Origin of the sequence: Vibrio kasasachensis (assembly GCF_050337565.1) — a bacterium.
GTDB classification, from domain to species: Bacteria; Pseudomonadota; Gammaproteobacteria; order Enterobacterales; family Vibrionaceae; genus Vibrio; species Vibrio kasasachensis.
The window spans coordinates 90460-115107 of sequence record NZ_JAKJTB010000009.1 but is presented as its reverse complement, the minus strand read 5'-3'; the positions used below and the strand labels follow the sequence as shown (position 1 = coordinate 115107).

Sequence of the window (24648 nt, the reverse complement as noted above, 5' to 3'; positions counted from 1 at the left end):
ATCAACTCCTTATTGCATGTGTAAGCCGCCATTAACAGACAACGTTTCCCCTGTTATGTAAGCCCCAGCATCACTAACCAAAAAGCTCACCGCCTTTGCAATCTCTTCAGTGCCTGCCAATCGACGCATTGGGATTTGATCTGTAATATATTCCAACGTCTCTGGTTTCATCATTTCAACCATTGGTGTCATCGTATAACCAGGGGCAACAGCGTTTACCGTTACACCGCTACGCGCACCTTCAGCCGCCAATGCTTTAGTAAAACCAATCATCCCGGCTTTCGCCGCACTGTAGTTAGTTTGACCAAACTGTCCCTTAATTCCGTTGACTGATGAAATGTTAACTACACGACCTCCGCCTTTCTCACACATAGTCGCGAACAATGGTTGGGTTACGTTGAATACGCTATTCAAGTTCGTATCGATGACATCTTTCCACGATTGTGCGGTCATTTTTTTGAACACACCGTCTTTGGTTATCCCGGCATTGTTAATCACAACATCAACAGTTCCTTCATCTTCCAATAATTTTGCAAGACGCTCTGCACACTGTTCTGTATCAGTAACATCCAATTCGAACAGCCGAACCTGCTCAGGTGCAAAGTTATTTTCATCAAACCATTTTTGCGCGCACTCAATCTTCCCTGTGAAATAAGTGGCAATTACGCGGTAGCCATCTTCCACCAATTGCGAGGTGATAGCTGATCCAATCCCGCCTTTTGATCCAGTGATCAAAGCGATCTTTTTCATGTGAGACTCCATGTCAAACAGCAAGTTAAAACAATCCGTTCATAAATTCCGCACAACAACATCTATTACGTAATCTATTAATAAAACTTGGTGTCGATATATACTTATCAACTTCGTTATATTTAAAACTAATAGACTATTGTTACACTTCAAATTTTTTTTAAATAAATGTATGTAAAGTTGCGCAAGATCCCATTAAGGTGAAATGTTGCACCTCTGTTAACCACGTTTAACTTATTGTATTATAAGGGATTTAAAATATAGAACTGTTACGACCAGAAAGATAAGCCCATGAAAATAAAGTATTTTTATTTTAAACAGGATTTTTCAGTGATTACTTGTTCAACTAGTCATTATTAATAAATGCAATAGCTTACAAAGCACTAAAGTTACTAAATACTCAATAATAGAGGATTAACGTTATATTTAATGGCAATAAAATAATTTATACGAAATATCATTCCAACCTAACTGCAATTATATTTATCAAATCTCTAGTACTAGCGAAAATAACGACATAAAAAAACCCAATGCTAAGCATTGGGTTGGCTAGAACGAATCTTGTTAATCCTTTAGGCAGTGGATGGTTTGATTCGATAGAATATGGCAAATAGCACTGGTACAACGACGAGTGTTAATATTGTAGCAAAGCCAAGGCCCGCCATAATAGTTATTGCCATAGAGCCAAAAAAAGCATCGAATACAAGGGGCAACATACCAAGAATGGTGGTTACTGCCGCCATACTTACTGGTCTCACCCTTGATATGGCACTGTCGTACACCGCTAAGTATTTGTCTTTACCCGATCTAAGTTCAATATTAATTTGATCAAGTAACACAATGCCATTTTTCAAAATCATTCCACTTAAGCTTAGTAGACCGAGGAACGCTGTAAAGCTGAATGGTATATTTGTAGACAAAAGTCCAATAGAAACACCAATAATCGAAAGCGGCACAGTCAACCAAATAACTAACGGTTTACGTAGTGAATTAAACAGAAGCATGGTGATGATAAACATCAGCAAATAGCCCATCGGCAGCGAACCAAACAGCGCATCTTGTGCTTCTTTTGATGACTCATATTCTCCCCCCCAACTGATGCTATACCCTTGTGGCAAAGTCAACATGTCTACTTGAGGTCTAATCCGTTTAAACAACGCATCTGCTGTTTCATCTCCGAGTACATCGTGATCAGCCAGTACGGTTAAAGTTCGCTTTCTGTCGCGACGCTGGATTAGCGGCTCTTGCCACTGTAAATCAACTCCATCTATAACCTGCTCTAGCGGTACGTAAATCTGTCTTGTCGGGCTCCAAAGTTTTGCATTGGAAACAGATTCAAAATCGACTCGCTCTTGTTCGGGTAAGCGAATAACAATAGGTAACATATGAGTCCCATCACGCAAAATACCAATTGGCGTACCACCAAAAGCCATTTGCAAAGTTTCAGAGAGCTCCTGTTTTGATATACCTAAACGACGCGCTTTCGACTCATTGAACAATGGTACAACAACCTTAGTTCGCTCACGCCAATCATGGCGTACATTTCTAGCCCCTGAATCTGCTAATAGAATATCTTCCACATTGACCGCTATCTCGCGCAGAACTTGCGGGTCTGCACCAGTAATTCTCGCTTCAATTTTTGATGCCGGAGACGGTCCAAATTCCATTAACTTAAATTGGAATGTTGGCTTATTAAACACACGCGGTAGCTCTGTATCTAATTTATGCAAGATGCCAAACATTGATTCACGATCAGTAGCCCTAACCTGTAGTTGCGCATAAGCCTCGTAGCTTTTCTCTGGTTGATAAGTCAATACAAAACGCTGTAAACCCTGCCCTGTTGAACTAGTGACAAATTCAACATCATCGTTAGTGCGAATGTAACTTTCTACATTCTTAACTTGTTCAAGAGTTTGACGGATGTCCGTCCCTTCAGGCATCCACATATCAACATAAAACATAGGAGTATTTGACGGTGGAAAAAATGATTGTTTAACCATACCAAATCCCGCAATAGCGCCGGCTAACAATACCAACATCAAAGCCACTGTTAGCCAACGAAAACGTAACGCGCAAGTTAGAATGCTTCCGAAAACAGTAAACAACACACCTTTGTATGGGTCGCCTGGCGTACTGTTTTCATCCGTTACTTTGTCTTTAAACAACAAATCAGCAAGAAACGGTGTTAACGTGATTGCGGTGACCCAACTTAAGAACAGTGAAAAACACAGAACCCAGAACAGCGACCCCATAAACTCGCCGGTAGCATCATCAGATAAACCTATCGGTGCAAAAGCGGTAATTGCAATAATAGTGGCACCAAGAAGCGGCCATTGAGTTTGTTGAACTATCTCTTTTGCAGCGTCTAATTTTGTCAGGCCTTTCTTCATCCCGACCAAAATGCCCTCTACCACCACGATGGCATTATCGACCAGCATACCGAGCGCTATGATTAGCGCACCCAGTGATATTCTGTGAAGTTCGATCTGAAATTGCTCCATTAAAATAAACGTGCCAAATACCGTCAGCAATAGCACCATTCCAATAATGAGACCGCTTCGCACGCCCATAGTGAAAAGCAGCACTATGATTACGATAGCAACAGCTTGCGCTAAGCTAATAACAAAGTCAGACACTGAGTTATCAACTTCCACCGATTGATTGTAAAAGTAATCAATATTGAGACCTGCTGGCTTGATCGACTCCAGTTCTTGTAGCTTAATGTCTATCGCTTTACCTACGTCAACAACGTTAACACCTGAAGCGAAAGAGACCGCGAGGTTAATCGCTGGCTCACCATTGTAGTTGACTATGTTAGTTGGCTTATCTTGTATACCGCGAGTGATCGTTGCGACATCTTTTAATCGAATCAGATTTCCAGTATCACGCCCATGAATGATTAAGTCTTGCAGTTCTTGTTCGCTACTCATGGTGCCACTTGGGCGAATAACGACACTCTCGCCATTGAGAGTTACTTCACCAGAAGGGTGCACACTGTTTTGTTGATTTAGCAAACCAACCACTGTCGAGAGATCAAGGTTGAACGCAGCGAGTTGCTCTAAAGACACTTCCACAAATAGCTGCTCTTGCTGATCACCAGTGATAGCAATTTTTCCCACACCATCAACCAACTCTAAATCTCGGCGTAAATAATCTGCGTAGCGTTTCAACTCGATGGAATCATAGCCATCTCCGGTCAACATCAGCATGATGCCGTAAACGTCGCCAAAATCATCCATGATTTGAATAGAGTTCACACCACTAGGTAAGTTTGGTTGAAGATCATTTATCTTGCGACGCATCTCGTCCCAAATTTGCGGCAACTCATCGGGACCATAAATCATTTCCATGGTCACCATGATTTGTGACATACCATTGGAAGAAGTCGATGTAATTTTGTCAATATACGGTAGTTTTCGAATCTCTTGCTCTAAGGGATAAGTCAGTTCTTCTTCTACCTCTTGCGAATTCGCCCCCGGATACGTTGAAATAATCATCGCTTCTTTGATGGTAAAAGCGGGATCTTCTAAACGACCAAGTTCTGCAAATGACGTGACGCCCCCGACCGCAAGAATGACGAGGAAAAGCCAGCTTATAACCTTGTTTTTAATTGAATACTCAGCAATATTCATAGCTCAGCTCCTTCTATTTGCATACTTGGTCTCAATTTGCGCAGATTAGAATTAATCACTATGTCACCTTGCTCAACGCCCGCTGTGACAACGACACCAGAGCTAGTAATTTGACCGACTGAAATTGGATAACGATGAGCTAGATTGTTTTCGAGTTTCCAGACGTAGAAGTCACCACTCGTTTCACCAGTGTCAATCGCCGTCAATGGAATTAAATAGCCTCGCTTAGTGTCCATACCAGCCGCAACCATATCGACATAAACCGTTGCACTGGTTCCTGGTAATAGCGCTGGGTTTACTTGGTCTCGATACAACCAAAACTCATAGGACTTCCTTTGAGGATGTAACTCACTGGTATGTTCTAAATAGCGCATCGCAAATGATTTTCCGTTTGCCGGAAACTCTACTTGTGGCTGATAATTTCGGTTATGCCCTGTCGGGTCCATCATCGCCAAAATTGAATCCGACACGTTGATCTTTACGTGCAGTTGGTCTTCACGATAAAGCGTTAAAACCACCTCGCCGGGCGAGATATTTTCGTGATTTTTCTTATTTATAGAGGAAATAACACCATCAAACGGCGCTTTAAGCCGCGTGTAATTAACTAATGAATAAGCCATATTTCGCTGTGCTTTGGTGAGCTTGAACGTGGCTGACAACTCATCCAACTCTGCCTTAGAAATCATTTCACGCTTATGCAGATCTCGCCCTCTTTCAAACTGTCTTTCGGCAAGATCATAACGAGCTTGAGCATTGGCCAAGTTTTGTTTCAGCTTATCGTCGTTAACCAAAATTAGCTCATCGCCTTGCTTAACGCGATCACCTTCTTTTATCAGCACGCGGCTAATCTCTCCTTCAACCCGAAAAGACAACGGAGTAAGATCAGCAGGCTCAACAACACCATTAAATACACGGTATTGAGATGATATTGGTGCGGTGACGTGCAAAAGGTCTACTACTAATGGTGGCTTATTTCTATGTTCAGTTTCTACTTCACAACCAAGTAGCCCTGCAGCAACTAATAACAACCAAGACGCTTTCAATGCGTTCATGCCTAGATGCCCCCTTCTTTTAACCAAGCTTTTACATGCTGACCTTCATGAAGTTGCAAAATCCCCGCTTCAACGATCAAATCACCCGAACGAATTCCGCCAATGATTTGCCCTTGTGAATTCAAATCGACTTGAATCGTTTTTAGAGTTTGGCTTTCTGGGTCCAAACGAAAAAGTGCACCACTACCTTCCCATTTATGTATCCACGCGCTATCAACAACATCTAAGGCAATATCATTTCTTTGCTTTGGAAAATGCACTTGCCCCGTCATCCCGGAGAATAAATTTTGGTTTACTGGCCGCTTAATAGTCACGCTTGCTCTATAGCTATTAATTTCACTATCCGCTTGTGTCGATATTTCTTTAAACACCGCTGGTATTTGAACTTGTTTGTTGATATCCATCGTCACACTTAAAGACGATTTTGAAACACTTTCTAAACCATACTGGTCGATATAGCTCACCGGAAGATTGAACACGACATCCATCACCGCATTATTGATTAAATTTAAGATAGGTTGATTAACAGCGACAACTTGGTGCTCTTTCACATATGACAAAGAAACCACTCCATCAAAAGGCGCTCTTATTTGTGTATAAGCCAAATCCGTCTCAGCTTGGTCTAACGCAGCCTTTGATGCTTTGTACTCTGTTTCTCGCTGGTCAAATACATCGGTACTGATTAACTTTTTTTTGTACAAAGCCCGTGCACGTTCATAGCCCGTTTTTGCCAATTCGTATTCTGCGTTTTTTGCATCTACAGCTAATTGATAGTCAGTGGGATCCAACTGACTGAGCAAATCCCCTTTCTCAACCTGCTGCCCCATTTTGAATGTCATTTGTTCAATTTCACCTGACACTTGAAAAGACAAGGTTGCCCTTTCGGTAGCATCAACTTCCGCGATAAACGAATCATATTGTTGGGTAGTTACATCCGGGATTTCAAATAGCTTTACCGATTTGGCTGCTTTATCGGTTTCTTCAGAATTTGCTTGGTTACATCCGGTTAAGAACAAGCCAATACCTATTACGACAAGCACCTTTGCTATATGGGTTGTTACATACTTCCTGTAGTTCATCTCTGCAACTCTCACTTTACTGCACGTTCGGACAGTATAAATACTTTGAAGTTGAGATCAATTTTTTATTTTCCATGTGTATAATATATTTTTATTGATGAAAACTGCTGACATTTCTGGTAAAAATAGAGCGTAATTAAGGGTTGGTATTTTAGATGATCGAAAGAAAACAAGGTCGTAGAAGCGCACAGGATGCAGTAAAGACTAAAGGTGAGATACTTAAAGTCGCTGCAAACATGTTCTGCACATTCGGCTATGAGAGAGTATCGCTACGAAATATTAGCGAACAAGCAGGCGTTTCCCACAGTTTGATTCGTCATCATTTTGGTAGCAAAGAAAAAATTTGGTACGCAATTAGTGATTGTTTACAAGAGTTTATGGTCGGATATATTCGTACCATTATCGGAAACATGCCTGAGAAACTGCCTGCAAACGAAAAGATGTATATTTTTGCAGTGCGTTTGCTTGCTCATATGTTAGTGAACAAACAACCAATTCAACTAATTGCAGATGCTGTTCGTCAAGAAGACGCTCTGTTTGATTATTTTGTTGACCAATCCGGTCAAATTCAAATGGTTGTCGATGCTATTGCTGACGAATACAATCAAGAGCACCCTGAGACTCCTATCAAAGTCTGGGAGATTAAATGGCAAATGATTATGTACGCACACGGTGCCGCAAGTTTGTCGCCATTCCTGCTGCAAACTTGGTGTGAAGAAACCGACGATCTTGACCAATGTTTATTAAACCATTGGCAAATGTTTAATCAGATAATGGCGCATCGATTACAGATACCTGTAGAAAATCGTCTCACACCAAAAACTGTCGCCGAACTCGTCTACTCATGTGATTGCGAACTGTAACAATACAGTTCAAGCCCTGTTAGATATAAGAAAGCCAGCATATCGCTGGCTTTTTGATCGTTTGAAAACTTGTCACTTTAATGCCTAAGGCAACAACCTCTAGCGATGTTTACCGCGGCTGGCGTGAATCTTCATCTTAGCTTTCATTCTGCGCTTTTCAGATGAACGACCTTTACGGTTTGGCGAACTATCATTCACGACGTCTCCCATTAAGCTTGGTTCATAACCTTCAAGCCATTCTTGCGGTAGATGGGTGTCCAATAAACGCTCAATCGCCTCAAGTAAATACTCTTCATCACGACTCATTAGCGAAACGGCTAAACCTTTTTTCCCCGCTCGACCTGTACGACCAATACGGTGCACATAGTCTTCAGCTTTAAATGGCATATCAAAATTGACAACTTGCTCAAGTTGATGGATGTCGAGTCCACGAGCGGCAACATCTGTCGCAATCAATGCTCTCACTCTACCTTGTTTGAAATCGTCCAACGCTTTCTGGCGGGCACCTTGGCTCTTATCACCATTAATGGATACTGCTTTGATGCCGTCAAGTTTGAGCTCTTTAGCAAGCTCATCACTACCCTGTTTGGTTTTGGTAAATACCAGTACTTGTTGCCAGTTTTTTGAACCAATCAAATACGCCAGTAGTTCCGACTTTCGCTTTTTATCTACTGGATGCACTTTTTGTTCTACAGTATCAGCGGTGCTATTTTCCGCAGCAACCTGAACCTCGACTGGTTCATTCATCATGAGGTACGCCATATCTTTTATTTTTTTGTCGAAAGTTGCCGAGAAAAATAACGTCTGGCGTTGAGGACTCATTTTAGACAAGATACGTTTTAGGTCCGGCCAAAACCCCATATCAAGCATTCGATCGGCTTCATCCAACACCAAAACTTGTGTTTTTAACAGCGAGATATTCTTGCAAAATAGGTGATCGAGTAAACGACCCGGCGTAGCAATTAAGATGTCACAACCACTGTGAAGATTCTTGATTTGTACACCCATGCTCGTGCCACCATATGCGGTAACGATCTTAAGCTCGGTATTATTCGCATAAGCGCTAATGTTATCGAATACTTGCTGCGCTAATTCCCGAGTAGGTACTAATACCAGTGCCAGTACATCGTTACGCTGTGTATCTCTCACTACATTTTGCACCAACAAACGTTGGATAATAGGTAAGCCAAAGGCGGCGGTTTTACCGGTACCAGTTTGCGCTCCCGCTAAGACATCATGTCCTTCAAGTACATGAGGAATTGCCTGTTGTTGAACGTCTGTTGGCTTCTCGAAGCCTAGTTGACCTAATGTCTCGATCAAATGATCAGCCAGGCCAAGGTTTGCAAATGCTTGTGACATATTTTCCGTTACCTAATCTTTTAACGGCAGCGATTCTATACTTAAGCCACTGCTAGTTACCAGAATTAACACAAAATTCTCTACTGGTACTGAGTAAATCGGGGTAAAAATCGCTGAATAACTGCTCAAGTGGAGCGTAGTTTTTCTCTAGATGAGTGAAACAGTCAGCCAACGGGGTCATTCTGCTCGATCGCTCTGACATGCGATTTAAGGCGAACTCAATATTATCTAAATGTTGGTAAGACTCTAGCCAACGACCACGCCACATACGATTTACCACTATCACAAATCGTTCAGGGACAGGCATGGTTTGTTCATCTTGAATTGTTTTTTCTGATTTCAAACAAAATCCGTTTAATGTACTCGAATGATAACTTTTCCATTGCCGCGCCAAATAATGATCCCACATTACATCGAGTGCGATACCTGCAAAACGCCTTTGCCCCTCGGGAAATAATACTTTAGCCTGTTTCATTAAAGGGTGTGCGTCGGTATAGCTATCTACAAACCTATGTAGGCGAATGCCTTGTGCGATAGTTTGAGGAAACTGACGATCAGGGTCACCTTTGACGAAATCGCCCAATAGATTTCCTAGTAAGCTGGATTGACAAGAGTCTGCAATGTGAAGATGGGCAAGGAAATTCATATGACGCGGCTCGTTTGTGAATGATTTGTCTTGGTTCGATTTGCTGTATTTCTTTCACTATAAAAGCACAAAGCCAGCGCTAATGCACTGGCTTACAGGTGGAAGAGCTAAATATAAATTCAGCTACAATTGTTTTCCTTGAACGGAACCCAATGACGAGACTCTGAATCCTGTATCTTGACGTCACTAGGGTATATAAGTCTATACAATGCCTTGAGCATCGTCAGTACACTCTTCTGTACTATCTTGATAATTTGACAAGTTGGTGCCGATTTCTAAGGCATCGAGCAGCTCTAAACTCTCGTCATTCGTTGCTTGGTCACACATATTGACCTCCTTACATGATTGTATCGCCCACTATAATTCACCAGTGGATGGTTCCTTTTTACCTACTTTATATGACATTTTTTTTAAAGACAAAAGCCTCACTGAACGTGAATTTGATCCGCGCCATTAGCAAACGTTTGCAGTGACTCATTGAATTACCCATGTAAATATTTAAGTACACAATGGAAATTAAAAGTTACATTCAGCTTGATATTTAGATTTCAATATCACAAACTGTGCTACTTCTAGCCTATTGGGCTAGATAATGCATGAACAACCAAATGTTCATTGGTAATAGAATTCAATTATGTAAAGAATAATAAACATATGAGAAAATCAAAGATAATAGGTAGTACTTTGATTATTGCGGGGACGACGATCGGTGCAGGCATGCTAGCCCTGCCGCTCGCTTCCGCAGGAATCGGTTTTTCGACATCACTCATCATCATGACATTTTTGTGGGCTTTGATGGCTTATACAGCTTTGATGATGGTCGAGCTTCATCAACACGCTAACAGCCAAGCTACTTTGCACACTCTTGCAATGCAAATTCTCGGGAAGCGTGGAAAATGGGTCGCAAGCCTTTCAATGCTGTTTCTATTTTATTCTTTATGCGCTGCGTATATTGCAGCGGGTGGTACCCAGTTTGGTGAGCGCATTCAACAATGGACTGGTTTGGAAATAACAGCTCAAAATGGCACGATCATTTTTACGCTTTTAGTTGCTGCTATAATCGTCATCGGCACCGCAGCCGTTGATAGAGTAAATCGTGTCCTGTTTGCACTAAAACTAATAGCAATGGCGAGCGTTTTATTGTTTCTGGCTCCAAATGTGACTCAATCCTACTTACTCAGTATGCCAATTAAACAAGGCTTGGTTATTGCTGCCATTCCGGTCATTTTTACTTCATTCGGTTTCCATGGCAGTATTCCAGCCATCGTTCGTTACCTCGATGGTGATACTAAGTCGCTGCGCAAAGCGATCATTATCGGCTCGGCGATCCCCCTGATCGTGTATATATTTTGGCAAGTCGTCACCTTAGGTGTCGTTAGCCAAACTGAGTTGGTTAACAATCAAGGTTTGAATGCCCTAATCACTCAGCTTTCTAACACTGTACGTCAGTCGAATATTAGCCATGCTATCTCATTGTTTGCCGATCTCGCCTTACTTACATCCTTTTTGGGGGTAAGCCTTGGTTTGTTTGAATTTTTGGGTGATTCAATGAATAAGACCCATTCGTCACGCTTGGTCACCGGAGTTGTGACGTTTATTCCGCCAATGGGCTTTGCGCTATTCTACCCACAAGGCTTTATTACGGCTCTTGGTTACGCAGCCATCGCCCTAGCAATCTTAGCGATTTTCTTACCCATCGTAATGATTATCAAAGCGCGGTTAACTTACGAGCGCGCTGAGTACCAAGTTGCTGGTGGTAAAGCCGCCATCACGCTGTGTGCATTCGCTGGTGTGTTTATCATCACAGCTCAACTAATGATAACATCAGGGACACTGCCTACCCTTGGGTAGGCTCGCACTATTACAGCACAAAATCTAAAAAGGCTTAGTTACAGCTAAGCTTTTTTCGTTAAGTCAACGCAGATGATATACGCTTTAATGATCAGGTACTTTAAAGAGAGTTCTAGATGGAAGCTGAGCAACTCGAAATCAAATCCTTTCTTACACAACATCCACCGTTTGATGAACTCGACGATGATGTGCTAACAAGAATCGCACGACATGTCGAGATTGCGTACTATAGAGAAGGGTCACCAATTATTAAGTTTGGTGAGCAAATTCATGACTTGTATATGGTTAGAAGCGGTGTCGTCGAAGTGTATCGGCGCAAAGGTGAGCTCTATAGCCGCTTAGATAGCGGGGCTCTGTTTGGTCAAATGGGTTTATTAACCAACAACAAAGTTCGTTTTCCCGCTCAAGCGGTTAGAGATTCCCTACTCTATTGCATTCCTGAATCCATTTTTCTTGAACTTTACGAACAGCACGAAGCTTTCGCTGATTTCGTCGAAGTTGAGCACAACATGCGTTTACGACAAGCGGTTTCATCAACACACGATGAGAGTGACCTAACCACCTCAAAAGTAAGAACGTTAATTCGAGGGGATGCACCATTTATTTACAGCACAGACTCCATTCAAAACGCGGCTGTTAAAATGGCAGAAGAAAATGTCTCATCCTTGTTAGTCATAGACGAAAATATAGAAGATAACGAAGACGAAGACACCTCAGGTCTAGTTGGAATTGTGACTGACCGAGATCTATGCACACGCGTATTAGCAACGGGTTTAGACCCAAATATTCCAGTGATAAATGTGATGACCCACGAGGTTATATCACTCGATCACAATGCATACGTATACGAAGCGATGTTGACGATGCTGCGTTATAACGTCCATCATTTACCAGTGCTAAAAGATCGCCTACCTATAGGCATTATCGAAACAACCGACATAGTTCGCTACGAGTCGCAAAATTCTTTGCTATTAGTCAGTCAAATATTCCAGCAACATTCCATCGATGATCTCGCCAGTCTTTCAGTGCAGGTAAAAGATTGTTTTGTTCGCCTCGTTAATGAGGATGCAAACTCTCACATGGTTGGTAGCGCAATGTCAGTGATTGGTCGAAGTTTTAAGCAACGAATAGTCGAACTGGCAGAGTTAGAGCTCGGTCCCGCACCAATACCATTTTGCTTTTTGGCGCTAGGTTCTATGGGTAGAGACGAGCAATTATTAGTGACAGATCAAGACAACGCGATCATTCTCGACAATAGTTATCAGCCAAAACTTCACCAAGTCTATTTTGAAAACCTTGCCCGTCTTATATGCGATGGCTTAGCTCGCTGTGGTTACGAGTATTGTACGGGAGATATTATGGCGACCAATCCTGACTGGCGAATGACACGTACTGAATGGGAAGAGTGTTTTGCTGACTGGATTGATAACCCAAACCCCAAGGCACTGCTCAATGCTTCAATATTTTTTGATCTAGACGGTGTTTACGGACGCTTAAAATGGGCAGAACAACTCAACGGTTTTATCGTTCGACGCGCAAGGAAAAACAACCGGTTTTTGGCATGTTTAGCACGCAATGCCCTTAATCGAACCCCTCCTCTCGGCTTCTTTAAAGATTTTGTGGTAGAAAAAGATGGTCAACACAAAAATTCGATCAACTTAAAACGCCGCGGCACTGCACCTCTTGCCGATTTAGTCAGAGTTCACGCACTCGCTGTGGGTTCAAGAGCTAAAAATTCATTTGAACGACTCGATGATATTCATGACGCGGGGGTTTTGCCCAAAGGCAAAGCTCACGCACTGCGTGACGCATTAGAGTTCATTTCAATGGTGCGTATCAGGCACCAAGCTTATGATGTTGAAAATAGCATCGAGCCTGACAACAATATCGAGCCAGAAAGTCTGTCTGAATTTGAGCGCCGAAACCTTAAAGATGCTTTCCTTGTTTTGAGCAACTCTCAGAATTTCTTGAAATTCCGTTATCATGCCAATAGCAATTTTGGTTAGGTTCTTTCTATACTTCAAATAACAAAAAGGAATGCGTTTGCATCCCTTTTTGTTATTAACCCACTGTAACAAGTTATCTTATTTTTTCTGTCCGCATACCCATTATCAAACTGACGCACATCAGCAAGAGCACGATAGTAAATGGAAGTGCAGTGGAAATAGCGCCAGCTTGCAAAGCTTGTATCGCTTCTGTACCACCAATCCACAGTAACGCAACCGCAATCGCACCTTCCATAAAGGCCCAAAAAACACGCTGTGGAACTGGCGCATCAACTTTACCGCCAGCCGTTATACTATCGATAACAAGCGAACCGGAATCAGAAGAAGTAATAAAGAACACCAACACCAATACAACGGCAATGATCGATAGGATGTCACCCATTGGCAGTACATCAAACATTTCAAACATTGCTAATGAAACGTCCGTCAGCCCCTTACTACCAAGCTCTCCTACGTTATTCACAACTTGATCAATCGCAAGACCGCCGAACACTGACATCCAAATTACCGTCACTGAAGTCGGCACAATCAAAACGGCAGTGATAAATTGACGAACTGTTCTACCTCTTGATACACGTGCGATGAACATGCCAACAAATGGCGACCATGAGATCCACCAAGCCCAGTAGAATACTGTCCAACCTTGGAACCAGGCTTCATCTGTACGACCATGCGGATTACTCAAAGGGATTAAGTTTTCAATATATGCCATTAAGGTCGTTGGGATATTACCCAACGCGACCGCCCAGCCGATAAATGCAACCATGATCAACAACAAGAATGCGATCACCATGTTGATATTACTGATCACTTTCACGCCGCCATCGATACCGCGCACAACCGAAACAACCGCTAGTAACGTTACCACCGTAATAACAACGATTTGTGACCCTAAGCCAGCCTCAATACCAAAAACATGCTGGATACCACTGGCGGCCTGCTGCGCTCCTAACCCCAACGACGTTGCGAGACCAAATAACGTAGCCAGAACAGCCAAAATATCAATAATGTGACCAGCCCAACCCCATGCGCGATCCCCCAACAATGGGTAAAAGATCGAACGAATAGACAGCGGCAAACCTTTATTGTAAGCAAAGAAAGCTAAAGACAACGCAACAACACAATAAATCGCCCATGGGTGTAAACCCCAGTGATACATGGTTGCCCCCATCGCAAGACGTGCTGCTTCTGGCGTATTGGCTTCAACGCCCAACGGTGTCTCGTACCACCCGGTGAAATACGCAACTGGCTCAGCCACGCTCCAGAACATCAGACCGATACCCATACCAGCAGCAAACAGCATCGACAACCAAGATATAAATGAGTAATCCGCTTTAGCGTCTTCGCCACCTAATCGGATCTTACCTAGTGGGCTCATCACCAGCACTAAACAAAAAACAACAAAGAGGTTACCAGACCAAATAAACAACCAGTCAAAGTTACCTATAATTTTCCATTTTATCCCGTCAAGAAAAGTCTTGGCTGTGTGCGCATCTAAAACCAGAGCGCCAATCAAAAATAAAGCAATAAAACCCGCACTAATACCAAACACAGGGTTATGAACATCGAAACCCCACTTCTGAACATTATCTTGCCCTATCGTATAATCAGTACTGTCAATACTGTATTTATCAATTCCTTTAGTCATAAATTCTCTCTAATTTTTGCACTTATTTCCCCTCATCATTTAGAGTTATAAATGATTTAAAGCGCTTTTTACCTTTCATTAATTACTATACATTGTACGCTTTATAGTGAAAAATGCCAATTATTGAAAGCTTATGCATAATAACCGCCTGTTTACAGCGTTTAATTCACTTATTGTCACACTCATCAACTCTTAGACCTTATGTTGAAAGAGATAAAAGTTATTTGTAGTCTAATGAATATAGCATCTGTAAAATTTGCGTATTTACACTTCTATTCATCATCAATTTAGGTTATGTTCTTGAAAAAAAGTGGCTACGTTTTTTAAGGGTTTATCTTGGAAAAGCACGAAGAAGTTCTGGTGTCATTAAGACAGATAATTAGAGCAATTGATCTACATTCAAAAAAACTAAGCAAAGAAGCAGGTTTAACTGCCCCTCAGCTAATTTTAATGCGCTCAATTCGAGAATTGGGTGAAGTAACGATTAAACAGCTGTCGAACCATACCAATATGAGTCAGGCAACCGCGACCATCATTCTTGACCGCTTGCAACGAAACGGTTTAATTGAAAGAAAACGTAGCGAAACTGACAAACGTAAGGTTCATGCCGTGCTTACAGAGCAAGGTAAGGAGCGTTTGGAGCAAGCGCCACTCCCGCTTCAGCAAAGTTTCATTAATAAGTTTCAACAATTAGAAGATTGGGAGCAAACATTGCTACTGTCTTCAGTTCAACGGCTTTCTGCCATGATGAATGCCAAAGATATAGATGTAGCTCCTGTATTGGAACTTGGTAGTATTACCAAAACAGACTAGCTTTTGGTCACTCGCATAGCGTTAAACATTGGCGGTATGCGAGTCACAACCCATTGACCACTTCTTTATGTCGCTCCCGCCCCCTTTGATACACATTCAATTGATGCGCTTTCAACCATTGATTCTATTGCCTGTCATTTGGTGTATTCGTATTTGGAGAAACTATGAAATCCCCATGTATCGCTGCATGCAAAAATAACGCTGGTATGTGCTCAGGTTGCCACCGAACAATGAATGAACTCACCGCGTGGCGTGAGCTAAGCGAGGATCAGCAGTCAACACGCATCGCTGAAATTATGGGCATAACGTCAACCCACTCTTGCCCTTCTTGCCAAGAGAAAAGCTACTGTGATATTAGCGCAGGTAAAAGTACTTGCTGGTGCTTCGAAATAGAAAAGCGTGACTTGTCTAACATTCATAGCAATGAAGCATGCCTATGTCGTAAGTGCTTGTCTTTATTACCTATTGACTAATATCACAATATTAGATTTTCTAATCTGATTATTGGAAAATTGTCGCCCGAGATTGTCCTAACTTTCATTGCCTTAACAGAACGATATATTTAATATACTTAATAGTATTATGTTCCCATTAGCTTGTTAATGAGCTGCGCTAAGCCTTAGCTGGGTTGTATCGTTCTTATCTTAGGTGTTTCAATATGTCTGCTTACGCAAAGCTGATTAAATTTACATTTCTGATTGCCATTTTGACTGCTGTCGGTCAAATGACGCAAACAATGTACGTTCCTGCGATTGGTCAAATGGCAAATGAATTTGCTGTCACTCCGGGTAGCCTTCAAGCCGTAATGGCGTGTTATCTAATCCCTTATGGTCTCTCTCAATTTATCTATGGTCCAATTTCTGATCGACTAGGACGTAAACCAATCATCCTTTTTGGCCTAGCCGTTTACATGCTTGGTACTCTAGCTGCACTCTTTGCTCCCAGTTATATGTGGTTTTTAGCAGGCAGTTTTATACAAGGCTTAGGTGTTGGTTGTGGCGGAGCTATGGCCCGTACACTAGGTCGAGATCGCTATGACGGTCCAGAACTACACAAAGTAAATAGCTTGATCAGTATGAGTATCGTCTTCTCACCACTACTCGCGCCATTACTTGGTGGTCTACTGGCAGAAAATTTTGGCTGGCGCTCAAGCTACCTGTTCCTTGCATTATTCGGCATGGCGGTAATCATCACTATGATGACTGGGTTTAAAGAAACCTTGCCCAAAGAGAGACGTCGTATCGAGAAGGTGAGCGAAAGCTATAAATTTGTTCTGTCAGACAAACGTTTTCAAGGCTACCTAATTTGTTTAGTTGCTACTTTTTCTGGGCTCGCCATATTTGAAGCGGCTGCAGGTGTGCTGCTAGGTGGTGTATTAAAGCTACCAGCAACAACTGTCAGCATTTTGTTTGTGCTACCTATTCCAGGTTATTTAGTAGGTTCGGCAGTATCAAGTTTTCTTGCTACGCGCTGTGCTACTAGCACTACATTAAACATAGGTTTAGGCGCGATTACACTAGGTTCAATTGTTATACTGATCCCTGGAATATTGGGGTACACTTCGGCCATTTCATTGGTTGGTGGCGCAGCTCTTTATTTTTTGGGGACCGGTATCGTCTACCCTGCTGCTACTACTGGTGCACTCAACCCTATTCCTAACCATGCGGGAACGGGTGGCGCGGTCTTAGGAGGAATGCAAAACCTCATCGCAGGTGCAGCGACTCTTATTGCTTCGTTAATTCCAGCAGCCAATCAAATGCCATTGGGCATCTTTATGTTGGTGATGTCACTGACAGCCGTTTATGGAATGGTGAAAGTGCATAAGTGCCAAGAGACAGCGACTGAAGTACCTGTTGCAATCTAATAGAGATACTAGGTATGAGTCAAAACAAAGGAGCCGATTGGCTCCTTTGTTTATTATATTAGTGCTAGACCTTCAAATTTGACGCCTTGCCAGCCATGTGCAATAAAATTACGAATATTCTGGTGGTCATGCCCTTCAGGGTGCCCCAAAACATCATCTCTGTAATATTCTCCAAACATCTGCAATGTTTGCGCTTCAGACAACTTATGCATTAGTCCAAACGCAAGAATCTTGCACGAACCATTGTTTTCACCTTCCGGGTTACGCATTGTGCCATTGCTGAATGCGGTTGGTTTAAAGGTATAGTTTGCTTCGATTACGGCAATTGACTGAGAGAACTCCACTGAAGTTGGTGTACTTTGTAATCTCTCTAAAAAGGCTTTCAATTCCATATGACTTTAAGTTTTACTTTTAGTTAACCAGAAGCATATTTTACTGGAGACAATCGCGATGCTCCAGAATCAATTGATACTTTGCCCAATTATTTGGGAGTTCCCTCAAATAGCCAAGGCACGGTACGTCGTATGCTTAGATACATCAAACAATACAACTCATGAGCACTTGGTAGCATTACAGTACGAAATAGCTCTAGTTATTGATTCCCGCACCTAACTTTTTACAGTGTAAAACCTGCGCGTTTTTTCAATGTAACTCAGGTTACAAGCAAAAAAAAACGCCTAGTGTTAACTAAGCGTTTTAGTGGTTTACATCAATTATTCATCATCTAAATCAAGCATTTTGGTGTTACCACCGTGTACTTTTTCCCTTTGACGCTGAACCATGGCATAGAAACCAGGAATCAATAGCGTACCGGCGAGTAACACACACAGCAAACCGCCAACTAGAGAGATACCTAGTGAATTTTGGCTAATATGCCCCGCTCCTGATGCGAAGATCAAAGGGAAAATCCCCAAAATGAACGACCATGACGTCATATTAACGGCTCGGAAGCGTAATTTACCACCATGAACCGCTGCGTCCTCTATCGCTATATCTTTTTCTTCTCGTTCAACCTTGGCAAACTCCACAATGAGTATCGCGTTTTTTGCCGCTAACGCTATGAGCAAAACCAAGCCTATTTGGGCGTACAGATTAAGTGGCGTCCCCGTTAAATTCAGTGCAAGGAAAGAACCCAAGGTTGCAATTGGCACCACCAGAATAATCGCAATCGGAATACTCCAGCTTTCATATTGCGCTACCATAAACAGATAGATAAAGATTAACGCAAGCGCGAATGCGTAAATCGCTTGGTTACCCGCAAGTACTTCTTGATAGGCCATTCCCGTCCATTCATATTGATAGCCCTGTGGTAATATCTCCGCCGCGACACGTTCCATTGCGGCGATCGCATCACCACTTGAATAACCCGGAGCCGGCTGCCCTTGAATGACTGAACTTCGGTACATGTTATAACGCCATGCCACGTCGGGTTCAAAGATCTGATCGTAACTGACTAATGTACTTAACGGCACCATCTGCCCGCTTGCAGAGCGCAAATGAAAACGCTCCAAGTCATCCATACCACTGCGATGCTCTGCATCCGCCTGCATGGTTACTCGGAAATTTTTACCAAACATGGTGAAATCATTCACATAGAGTGAACCGAGGTTACCCTGTAGCGTTTGAAAAATGCTCGATAACGAAATACCCAGTTGTTGTGCTTTTTCACGGTCGATATCCACATAGTAATGCGGTACGTTGGCACGGAAAGTCGAGAATGCAAAGCCTATTTCTGGTTGCTTTTTCGCCTCTTCAATTAGTTGATTCATCACAATCGCTAGATCAGTGCGGCTACGACCAAGTGTGTCCTCTAGCACAAACTCAAAACCAGAGGCTGCACCCATCCCCGGAACCGCTGGCGGACCCATGGCAAACACAACCGCTTGAGGCAATTGCATTGCTGCTTGACCATTTATGCGCTGAGAGATGGCATTAGATGAATGATCTCCATCCAATTGATTACGCATTTCCCAATCATGTAATTTTATAAACAAGGATGCGCCATTGGAAGCCGCCGCCCCCGTCATAAACGCAAAACCGTTGGCAACAGTGACACCATCGACACCCGGCTCTTGTTCAACCAATTCAATGAGCTGCTCAGTCACCTCTTCAGTACGAGACAATGATGCCGAATCTGGCAACTGCACATTAACCAACAAAATGCCTTTATCTTCTTGAGGTACAAATGCCGTCGATGTCGTTTTAGCAAAGAATGTCACCGCTGCAAGTGCAACTAAGAAGAAACCTACTAGTAGAACTGTCTTTTTAACGAGGAAGCCTGCGATTTGACCATAGCGTGTGGTTACTGCTTCTAACCCTCTATTAAATGCTTGGAACCATCGAGCTGTGTTGCCACCTCCTTGCTTTAGCACTAATGAACAAAGTGCAGGCGAAAGGGTTAGCGCATTAATCGACGAAATAACCACAGCAATACAAATCGTTAAAGCGAATTGGCGATACATGATACCGGTAATTCCCGGCAGCATAGCCACAGGCAAGAACACGGCTAAAAGCACCAAAGTCGATGTCACGATCGGTCCAGTTACTTCTTTCATTGCCAGTAATGTCGCTTTCCTTGGCGATATACTCGGGTCGTTGGCCATTGTAGTATCGACATTTTCAATGACGAGGATGGCATCGTCTACCACAATACCAATTGCCAGAATCAGACCAAATAAGGTCACCGTATTGATTGTGAAGCCCGTCATTTGCATAACGGCAAACGTACCAATCAATGAAACCGGTATAGCGACAACGGGTATCAGTGTCGCTCGCGCACTGCCTAAGAACAGATAAGTAACCGCGATAACGAGCAAAATGGCTTCAATTAGGGTTTTTACAACCCCTTTGATCGACTCAGCGACAAACACAGTTGTGTCGTAGCTAGTTTCATACGCCATGCCTTCTGGGAAGTTCACACTGAGATTATCAAGTAAATCCATTACGGCTTTACCACTGTCTAGTGCATTGGCATCAGATTGCAGTGAGAGCGCGACAATAGACGCATCTTGACCTCTGAATAACCCACTACCATCATAGAATTTTTTGCCCAACTCTACGCGTGCAACGTCTTTCAAATAAACCGTCGAACCATCACTATTCGCACGCAACACTACATTTTCAAATTCGCCTACCGACTCCAAACGCCCTTTAGCAACAAGGTTAAATTGAACTTCTTGCGCGTTGTTGTATGGCGCAGCACCTATCCGCCCAGCCGCAACCTGCACGTTTTGTTCTTTAAGAGCGGCGTGAACGTCGGTAGTCGTTAGCTTAAGATTCGCCATTTTTTCTGGATCAAGCCAAACTCGCATGGCGTATTCACCACCACCAATTACATTCACCTCACTAATGCCTGTAACACGGGCTAGTTGGTCTTTAACGTTTAGGTTGATGTAGTTAATCAAAAACTGATCATCATACTTACCATCTGGCGAATAGAAGTTAAGTACCATAAGCAAATCTGGTGAACGTTTCTTCACCGTGATACCCGCCATACGGACTTCTTGTGGCAGTTTTGATTCAATTTGTGAAACGCGATTTTGAACATTCACCTGAGCCATGTCGGGATCAGTGCCGACATCAAACGTAACATTTAGGTTATATGACCCGTCATTGGCGCTTTTTGAAGACATGTAAATCATGTTTTCTACGCCATTAACCGCAGCTTCGAGCGGATCGGCTATCGCTTGTTCGACCACCTCAGCACTCGCACCTGTGTAGTAAGCCGTAACGCTCACTGAAGGCGGGCTTATCTTAGGATATTCAGCAACCGGCAATACCGCTAGTGATATAGCCCCTGCTAGTGTGAGTAATATCGATATAACCAGCGCAAACTTAGGGCGCTGAATGAAAAATCTACTTAGCATCTCGCCCCTCGCTATTGTTGTGGCGTTTGAGTTTCGAACCGAACTGGCACACCGTTGCGAACTCGCTGTAACCCTTGCGTGATAACAACATCATCGCTCGAAATACCGCTACGCACTATGATGCCCTCATCGAGTTGACGTCCAATCTCAACGTTGCGTCGTTCAGCGACATTACCCTCGCTTACTAGCATGACAAAATGACCTTCCAAATCCGTTTGCACTGCGCGGCGTGGCACCAATAAAACATCTGTTTTGGCTTTTTCTCTCAGTTCAATTCGGATGTGTTGCCCAGGTAGTAGGCGATAATCAGGATTTGGAACTATGGCGCGCATAGCGAGCGTGCCTGTATTCAGTTCAATTCGATTACCGAGAAAATCCAATTTCCCCAAATGATCATAAGACTGACCATTTTCTAAAATCAGTTTAACTTCGACAGCCGTGCTCTCTTTATTACCATTGCCCTTAAAGTTGTCCATCCCCATCTCTAAGCGTTCACGTTCACTCACACTAAAGCTGGTATGGACAGGGTCTAAACTCACTAGAGTCGTCAGTACACCTGATTGTGGAGAAACCAAATCACCTGTACTCACTTGGCTTGAACTGATCCTCCCTGAAAATGGTGCGCGTATTTGAGTAAATGAAAGATTAACTTCAGCAAGGCTTAACTGAGCATTAGCTGATTCAACTTGCGCCTCAGCTCCAAGCAGTGAAGCCGTTAGATGATCAAACTCAGATTGGGAGATACTGCCTTTCGGCAGCAAATTCTTACCACGGGTAAAATCTAGCTGCGCTTTCTTAAGGGCAGCTTTTGCCTGAGCTAAACTTGCTTTTGTCGCCGCAAGCTGCGCTTCAAAAGAAGATGGCTCAATTGTATAAAGCAGTTGACCCGCTTCAACCATTTGACCTTCTTCAAAATGACGATCTTTCAGATAGCCGGAAACTTGAGCGGTAAGATTAGTATCTTCAACTGCTTCTACACGTCCGATATAAGATTTACTTTGTTGGTGTGAGGTTGCCATGACTGGCTCGGCGACAACGAGTGGTGCCAATGTCTGAGGAGTGCCTTGTGAAGATTCTCCACAACCGACTAAAAACAGCGAGGTGATCAGCGCTGTCGCAAGTAACGTTTTTTTCATCAAAATACCGCTAGATAAGTTTAGTAACAATAACTTAACTAACGGTACTAATGTTTATGTCCGAGCACTATCAAGATGGAACATCAAATTGTTTCAATCTATGTCCATTGAATAACCACTATCAAGCGGTTTGCTTAGTGTTTAATTTTTGAAGCATATCTGTCGGTGATGACCAGGTAAATACTAATTCAGTGACCTTATTGCCGCACGGCGCAGTCCATTGACGATCCAATGAGTTTTGCCCACCAAGATGTTGATAGAATCCGACGGCTTGGCTGTTCGCAGCCATCACTTCAAGGTAGACACCATTTTCAGGGAAGAATTGTTCAATCCACTTCGCCATCTCAATGATAAGTGCTTTACCAGCACCAAGTCCTCTCGAATTAGAATTCACATGGAGGGCGTCAATAATGGTGCCTTTTTCAAAATCGTGGTTACCAAACGCACAAATAAAGCCACAGATCTCCCCTTTATCTTCGGCTATAAGGACATGTTGGTTAAATGGTGGGTTTATTAAGCGGGTTTGCCAGATCAACAAGCGGTCGTCTATCACTTCATTAGCTAGGTATTCAGCACCTAGAATACCTTGATAATAGGTTTTCCAACTTAGCGCGTGCAATTGCGCAATTCTTTCGTAGTCTTTATATCCAGCTACTTTTATTTCCATTGCCAGTTCCTTTTTACTTCCTGTAAGGAGTTAATCCTCTGACTATACTATGCATTCATGGATAAAAAGCAAAACATTCCAAAGATATCCGCCTTCACAAAATGAAACAACATCGGTTTGACTTACACGTGTGCGCTGATATTCTAGCTTACACTTGTTCGCTTAAAGGAAATTTCAATGCGTGCTGTAGAAAAGCCACCTGTGATTTGGCTAAATGTTCTACTCTTTCTAGTTAGTTTTATATTGGCTGTCGTCATCACTCCATGGTACGGATATGAATACGGTTACGGTATAGAGCACTGGATTTGGCTCGCAGTTGCATTCTCATTTTGCAACCTCTCCATCACTGCTGGCTATCACCGTCTTTGGTCACATAAAACATACCAAGCACACCCTGCACTTAGAGTTATCTTTGCACTTGGTGGCGCATTTGCCTTGCAAAATAGCGCTCTACACTGGAGCTCTGATCACCGCGTACATCACAAACACGTCGACAATAATGATAAAGACCCTTATTCCGCCAAGCGTGGTTTTTGGTTTTCACACATGGGGTGGATGCTAAGACATTACAACCAAGACACATACAGTGACTACGGTAACTGTCGTGACCTACAAAAAGATTGGGTGGTGGTGTGGCAACACAAATACTATTTGGCATTAGCAATCGCTACCAATATTGGAATCCCTGTCATGCTCGGCTTTCTCTACAATGACATTATTGGCATGCTGTTGATCGTTGGTGCTTTACGGTTGGTTCTTAGCCACCATACTACCTTCTTCATTAATTCACTGGCCCATATTTGGGGCAATCAGCCATATACCGACAAAAATACAGCGCGAGATAATGGTGTACTTGCCTTTTTCACCTTTGGCGAGGGATATCATAATTACCATCACATCTTCGAAAATGATTACCGTAATGGGATTTACTGGTGGCAATACGATCCAACCAAATGGTTGATTAAGTCATTACAATGGTTAGGTTTGGCAGGGAAGCTTCGCATCACTCCTCATATTAAGGTTGAACAGGCAAAAGCGAAACAAGCGTTAAAACGCGCCATCGATAGGTTAGACAGTCGCGCGAACAACTCAGTATCAAAAGAAGCATTGCAGCGTGAATTCGAACAGCTTATGAAAAAACTCAATGATTACTATGAATTAAAAAAACAGTTGGTCGAGAAGAAACGTTACAACCTGGTAGAAAAGTACGAGCGCTCTCTGCTACTCATTCGCTATCGCCAATTGAAATCTGAGTGCAAAGCTCAACAGAAGAATTGGAATACCATACTTACACACTGCTGAGGTGAGTAAACCAGTAACTTAAGGGAGTGTATTGATCACTCCCTTAATTATTTTTGGCGATAAAGATCACACCTCAACCTCTCTTATACGCCGCCATCTACCATTTCAATAATA

The 24648-nt window shown here is 42.7% G+C and carries 19 protein-coding genes; 7 read left to right on the top strand and 12 right to left on the bottom strand.

The genetic code is table 11. From position 1 onward, the window contains the following. Window positions 1-9: 9 nt before the first annotated feature. The 4 genes from L4C38_RS03365 to L4C38_RS03350 form a co-directional block, all read right to left on the bottom strand. The gene (locus L4C38_RS03365; RefSeq protein WP_428796119.1) at window positions 10-750 is read right to left on the bottom strand and encodes an SDR family oxidoreductase; all 741 of its coding nucleotides are present in this window, start codon (window positions 748-750) and stop codon (window positions 10-12) included. A 572-nt stretch (window positions 751-1322) separates the two neighbouring features. Then, window positions 1323-4382: an efflux RND transporter permease subunit gene (locus tag L4C38_RS03360; protein WP_428796118.1), complete on the bottom strand. Its 3060-nt coding sequence runs from the start codon at window positions 4380-4382 to the stop codon at window positions 1323-1325. Next, complete coding sequence (locus L4C38_RS03355) at window positions 4379-5434, bottom strand: efflux RND transporter periplasmic adaptor subunit (protein WP_428796117.1); 1056 nt, start codon at window positions 5432-5434, stop codon at window positions 4379-4381. The genes L4C38_RS03360 and L4C38_RS03355 overlap by 4 nt, the downstream gene beginning before the upstream one ends. Before the next feature lie 2 nt (window positions 5435-5436). Then, window positions 5437-6513, bottom strand: coding sequence for an efflux RND transporter periplasmic adaptor subunit (locus L4C38_RS03350; protein ID WP_428796116.1), 1077 nt, complete (start codon window positions 6511-6513; stop codon window positions 5437-5439). 155 nt (window positions 6514-6668) lie between these two features. On the opposite strand from L4C38_RS03350, the gene L4C38_RS03345 reads away from it, so the two are divergent. Beyond that, complete coding sequence (locus L4C38_RS03345; protein WP_428796115.1) at window positions 6669-7376, top strand: TetR/AcrR family transcriptional regulator; 708 nt, start codon at window positions 6669-6671, stop codon at window positions 7374-7376. A 99-nt stretch (window positions 7377-7475) separates the two neighbouring features. Here the strand turns inward: L4C38_RS03345 and L4C38_RS03340 are convergent, their stop codons facing one another. The 3 genes from L4C38_RS03340 to L4C38_RS03330 all read right to left on the bottom strand — a co-directional run bounded on the left by L4C38_RS03340 (window position 7476) and on the right by L4C38_RS03330 (window position 9708). Further along, the gene (locus tag L4C38_RS03340) at window positions 7476-8735 is read right to left on the bottom strand and encodes a DEAD/DEAH box helicase (protein WP_428796114.1); all 1260 of its coding nucleotides are present in this window, start codon (window positions 8733-8735) and stop codon (window positions 7476-7478) included. A gap of 52 nt (window positions 8736-8787) precedes the next feature. Next, window positions 8788-9381, bottom strand: a complete 594-nt coding sequence (locus L4C38_RS03335) for an acyl carrier protein phosphodiesterase (RefSeq protein WP_428796113.1) — start codon at window positions 9379-9381, stop codon at window positions 8788-8790. A gap of 201 nt (window positions 9382-9582) precedes the next feature. Further along, on the bottom strand, window positions 9583-9708 hold the full coding sequence (locus L4C38_RS03330) for a hypothetical protein (protein WP_428796112.1): 126 nt from the start codon (window positions 9706-9708) through the stop codon (window positions 9583-9585). 327 nt (window positions 9709-10035) lie between these two features. Between L4C38_RS03330 and L4C38_RS03325 the strand changes: the two genes are divergently transcribed. Together L4C38_RS03325 and L4C38_RS03320 are read left to right on the top strand one after the other, a co-directional pair. Next, complete coding sequence (locus L4C38_RS03325; protein WP_428796111.1) at window positions 10036-11232, top strand: aromatic amino acid transport family protein; 1197 nt, start codon at window positions 10036-10038, stop codon at window positions 11230-11232. Between the two features lie 116 nt (window positions 11233-11348). Then, on the top strand, window positions 11349-13238 hold the full coding sequence (locus L4C38_RS03320) for a putative nucleotidyltransferase substrate binding domain-containing protein (protein ID WP_428796110.1): 1890 nt from the start codon (window positions 11349-11351) through the stop codon (window positions 13236-13238). A gap of 73 nt (window positions 13239-13311) precedes the next feature. Here L4C38_RS03320 and L4C38_RS03315 read toward each other — a convergent pair whose 3' ends face one another. Beyond that, a complete protein-coding gene (locus tag L4C38_RS03315) occupies window positions 13312-14886 on the bottom strand; it encodes a BCCT family transporter (RefSeq protein ID WP_428796109.1) in 1575 nt (524 codons plus the stop codon). Between the two features lie 336 nt (window positions 14887-15222). Here L4C38_RS03315 and L4C38_RS03310 point away from each other — a divergent pair, with 336 nt between their 5' ends. From L4C38_RS03310 to emrD, 3 genes are all read left to right on the top strand, one after another. Then, window positions 15223-15699, top strand: a complete 477-nt coding sequence (locus tag L4C38_RS03310) for a MarR family winged helix-turn-helix transcriptional regulator (RefSeq protein WP_428796108.1) — start codon at window positions 15223-15225, stop codon at window positions 15697-15699. Between the two features lie 164 nt (window positions 15700-15863). Further along, window positions 15864-16172 carry a cysteine-rich CWC family protein gene (locus tag L4C38_RS03305; protein ID WP_428796107.1) on the top strand — a complete coding sequence of 103 codons (309 nt, stop codon included), beginning with the start codon at window positions 15864-15866 and terminating at the stop codon, window positions 16170-16172. Window positions 16173-16357: 185 nt separating this feature from the next. Beyond that, window positions 16358-17563, top strand: coding sequence for a multidrug efflux MFS transporter EmrD (emrD, locus tag L4C38_RS03300; protein ID WP_428796106.1), 1206 nt, complete (start codon window positions 16358-16360; stop codon window positions 17561-17563). 53 nt (window positions 17564-17616) lie between these two features. On the opposite strand, the gene L4C38_RS03295 is transcribed toward emrD, so the two are convergent. The 4 genes from L4C38_RS03295 to L4C38_RS03280 all read right to left on the bottom strand — a co-directional run bounded on the left by L4C38_RS03295 (window position 17617) and on the right by L4C38_RS03280 (window position 23232). Beyond that, a complete protein-coding gene (locus L4C38_RS03295; RefSeq protein WP_428796105.1) occupies window positions 17617-17955 on the bottom strand; it encodes a HopJ type III effector protein in 339 nt (112 codons plus the stop codon). A gap of 321 nt (window positions 17956-18276) precedes the next feature. Further along, complete coding sequence (locus L4C38_RS03290; protein ID WP_428796104.1) at window positions 18277-21429, bottom strand: efflux RND transporter permease subunit; 3153 nt, start codon at window positions 21427-21429, stop codon at window positions 18277-18279. Window positions 21430-21440: 11 nt separating this feature from the next. Then, window positions 21441-22565 carry an efflux RND transporter periplasmic adaptor subunit gene (locus L4C38_RS03285; RefSeq protein WP_428796103.1) on the bottom strand — a complete coding sequence of 375 codons (1125 nt, stop codon included), beginning with the start codon at window positions 22563-22565 and terminating at the stop codon, window positions 21441-21443. 121 nt (window positions 22566-22686) lie between these two features. Further along, window positions 22687-23232, bottom strand: coding sequence for a GNAT family N-acetyltransferase (locus tag L4C38_RS03280; protein ID WP_428796102.1), 546 nt, complete (start codon window positions 23230-23232; stop codon window positions 22687-22689). A gap of 177 nt (window positions 23233-23409) precedes the next feature. Here L4C38_RS03280 and L4C38_RS03275 point away from each other — a divergent pair, with 177 nt between their 5' ends. After that, on the top strand, window positions 23410-24534 hold the full coding sequence (locus tag L4C38_RS03275; RefSeq protein WP_428796101.1) for a fatty acid desaturase: 1125 nt from the start codon (window positions 23410-23412) through the stop codon (window positions 24532-24534). The last annotated feature ends 114 nt before the right edge of the window (window positions 24535-24648 follow it).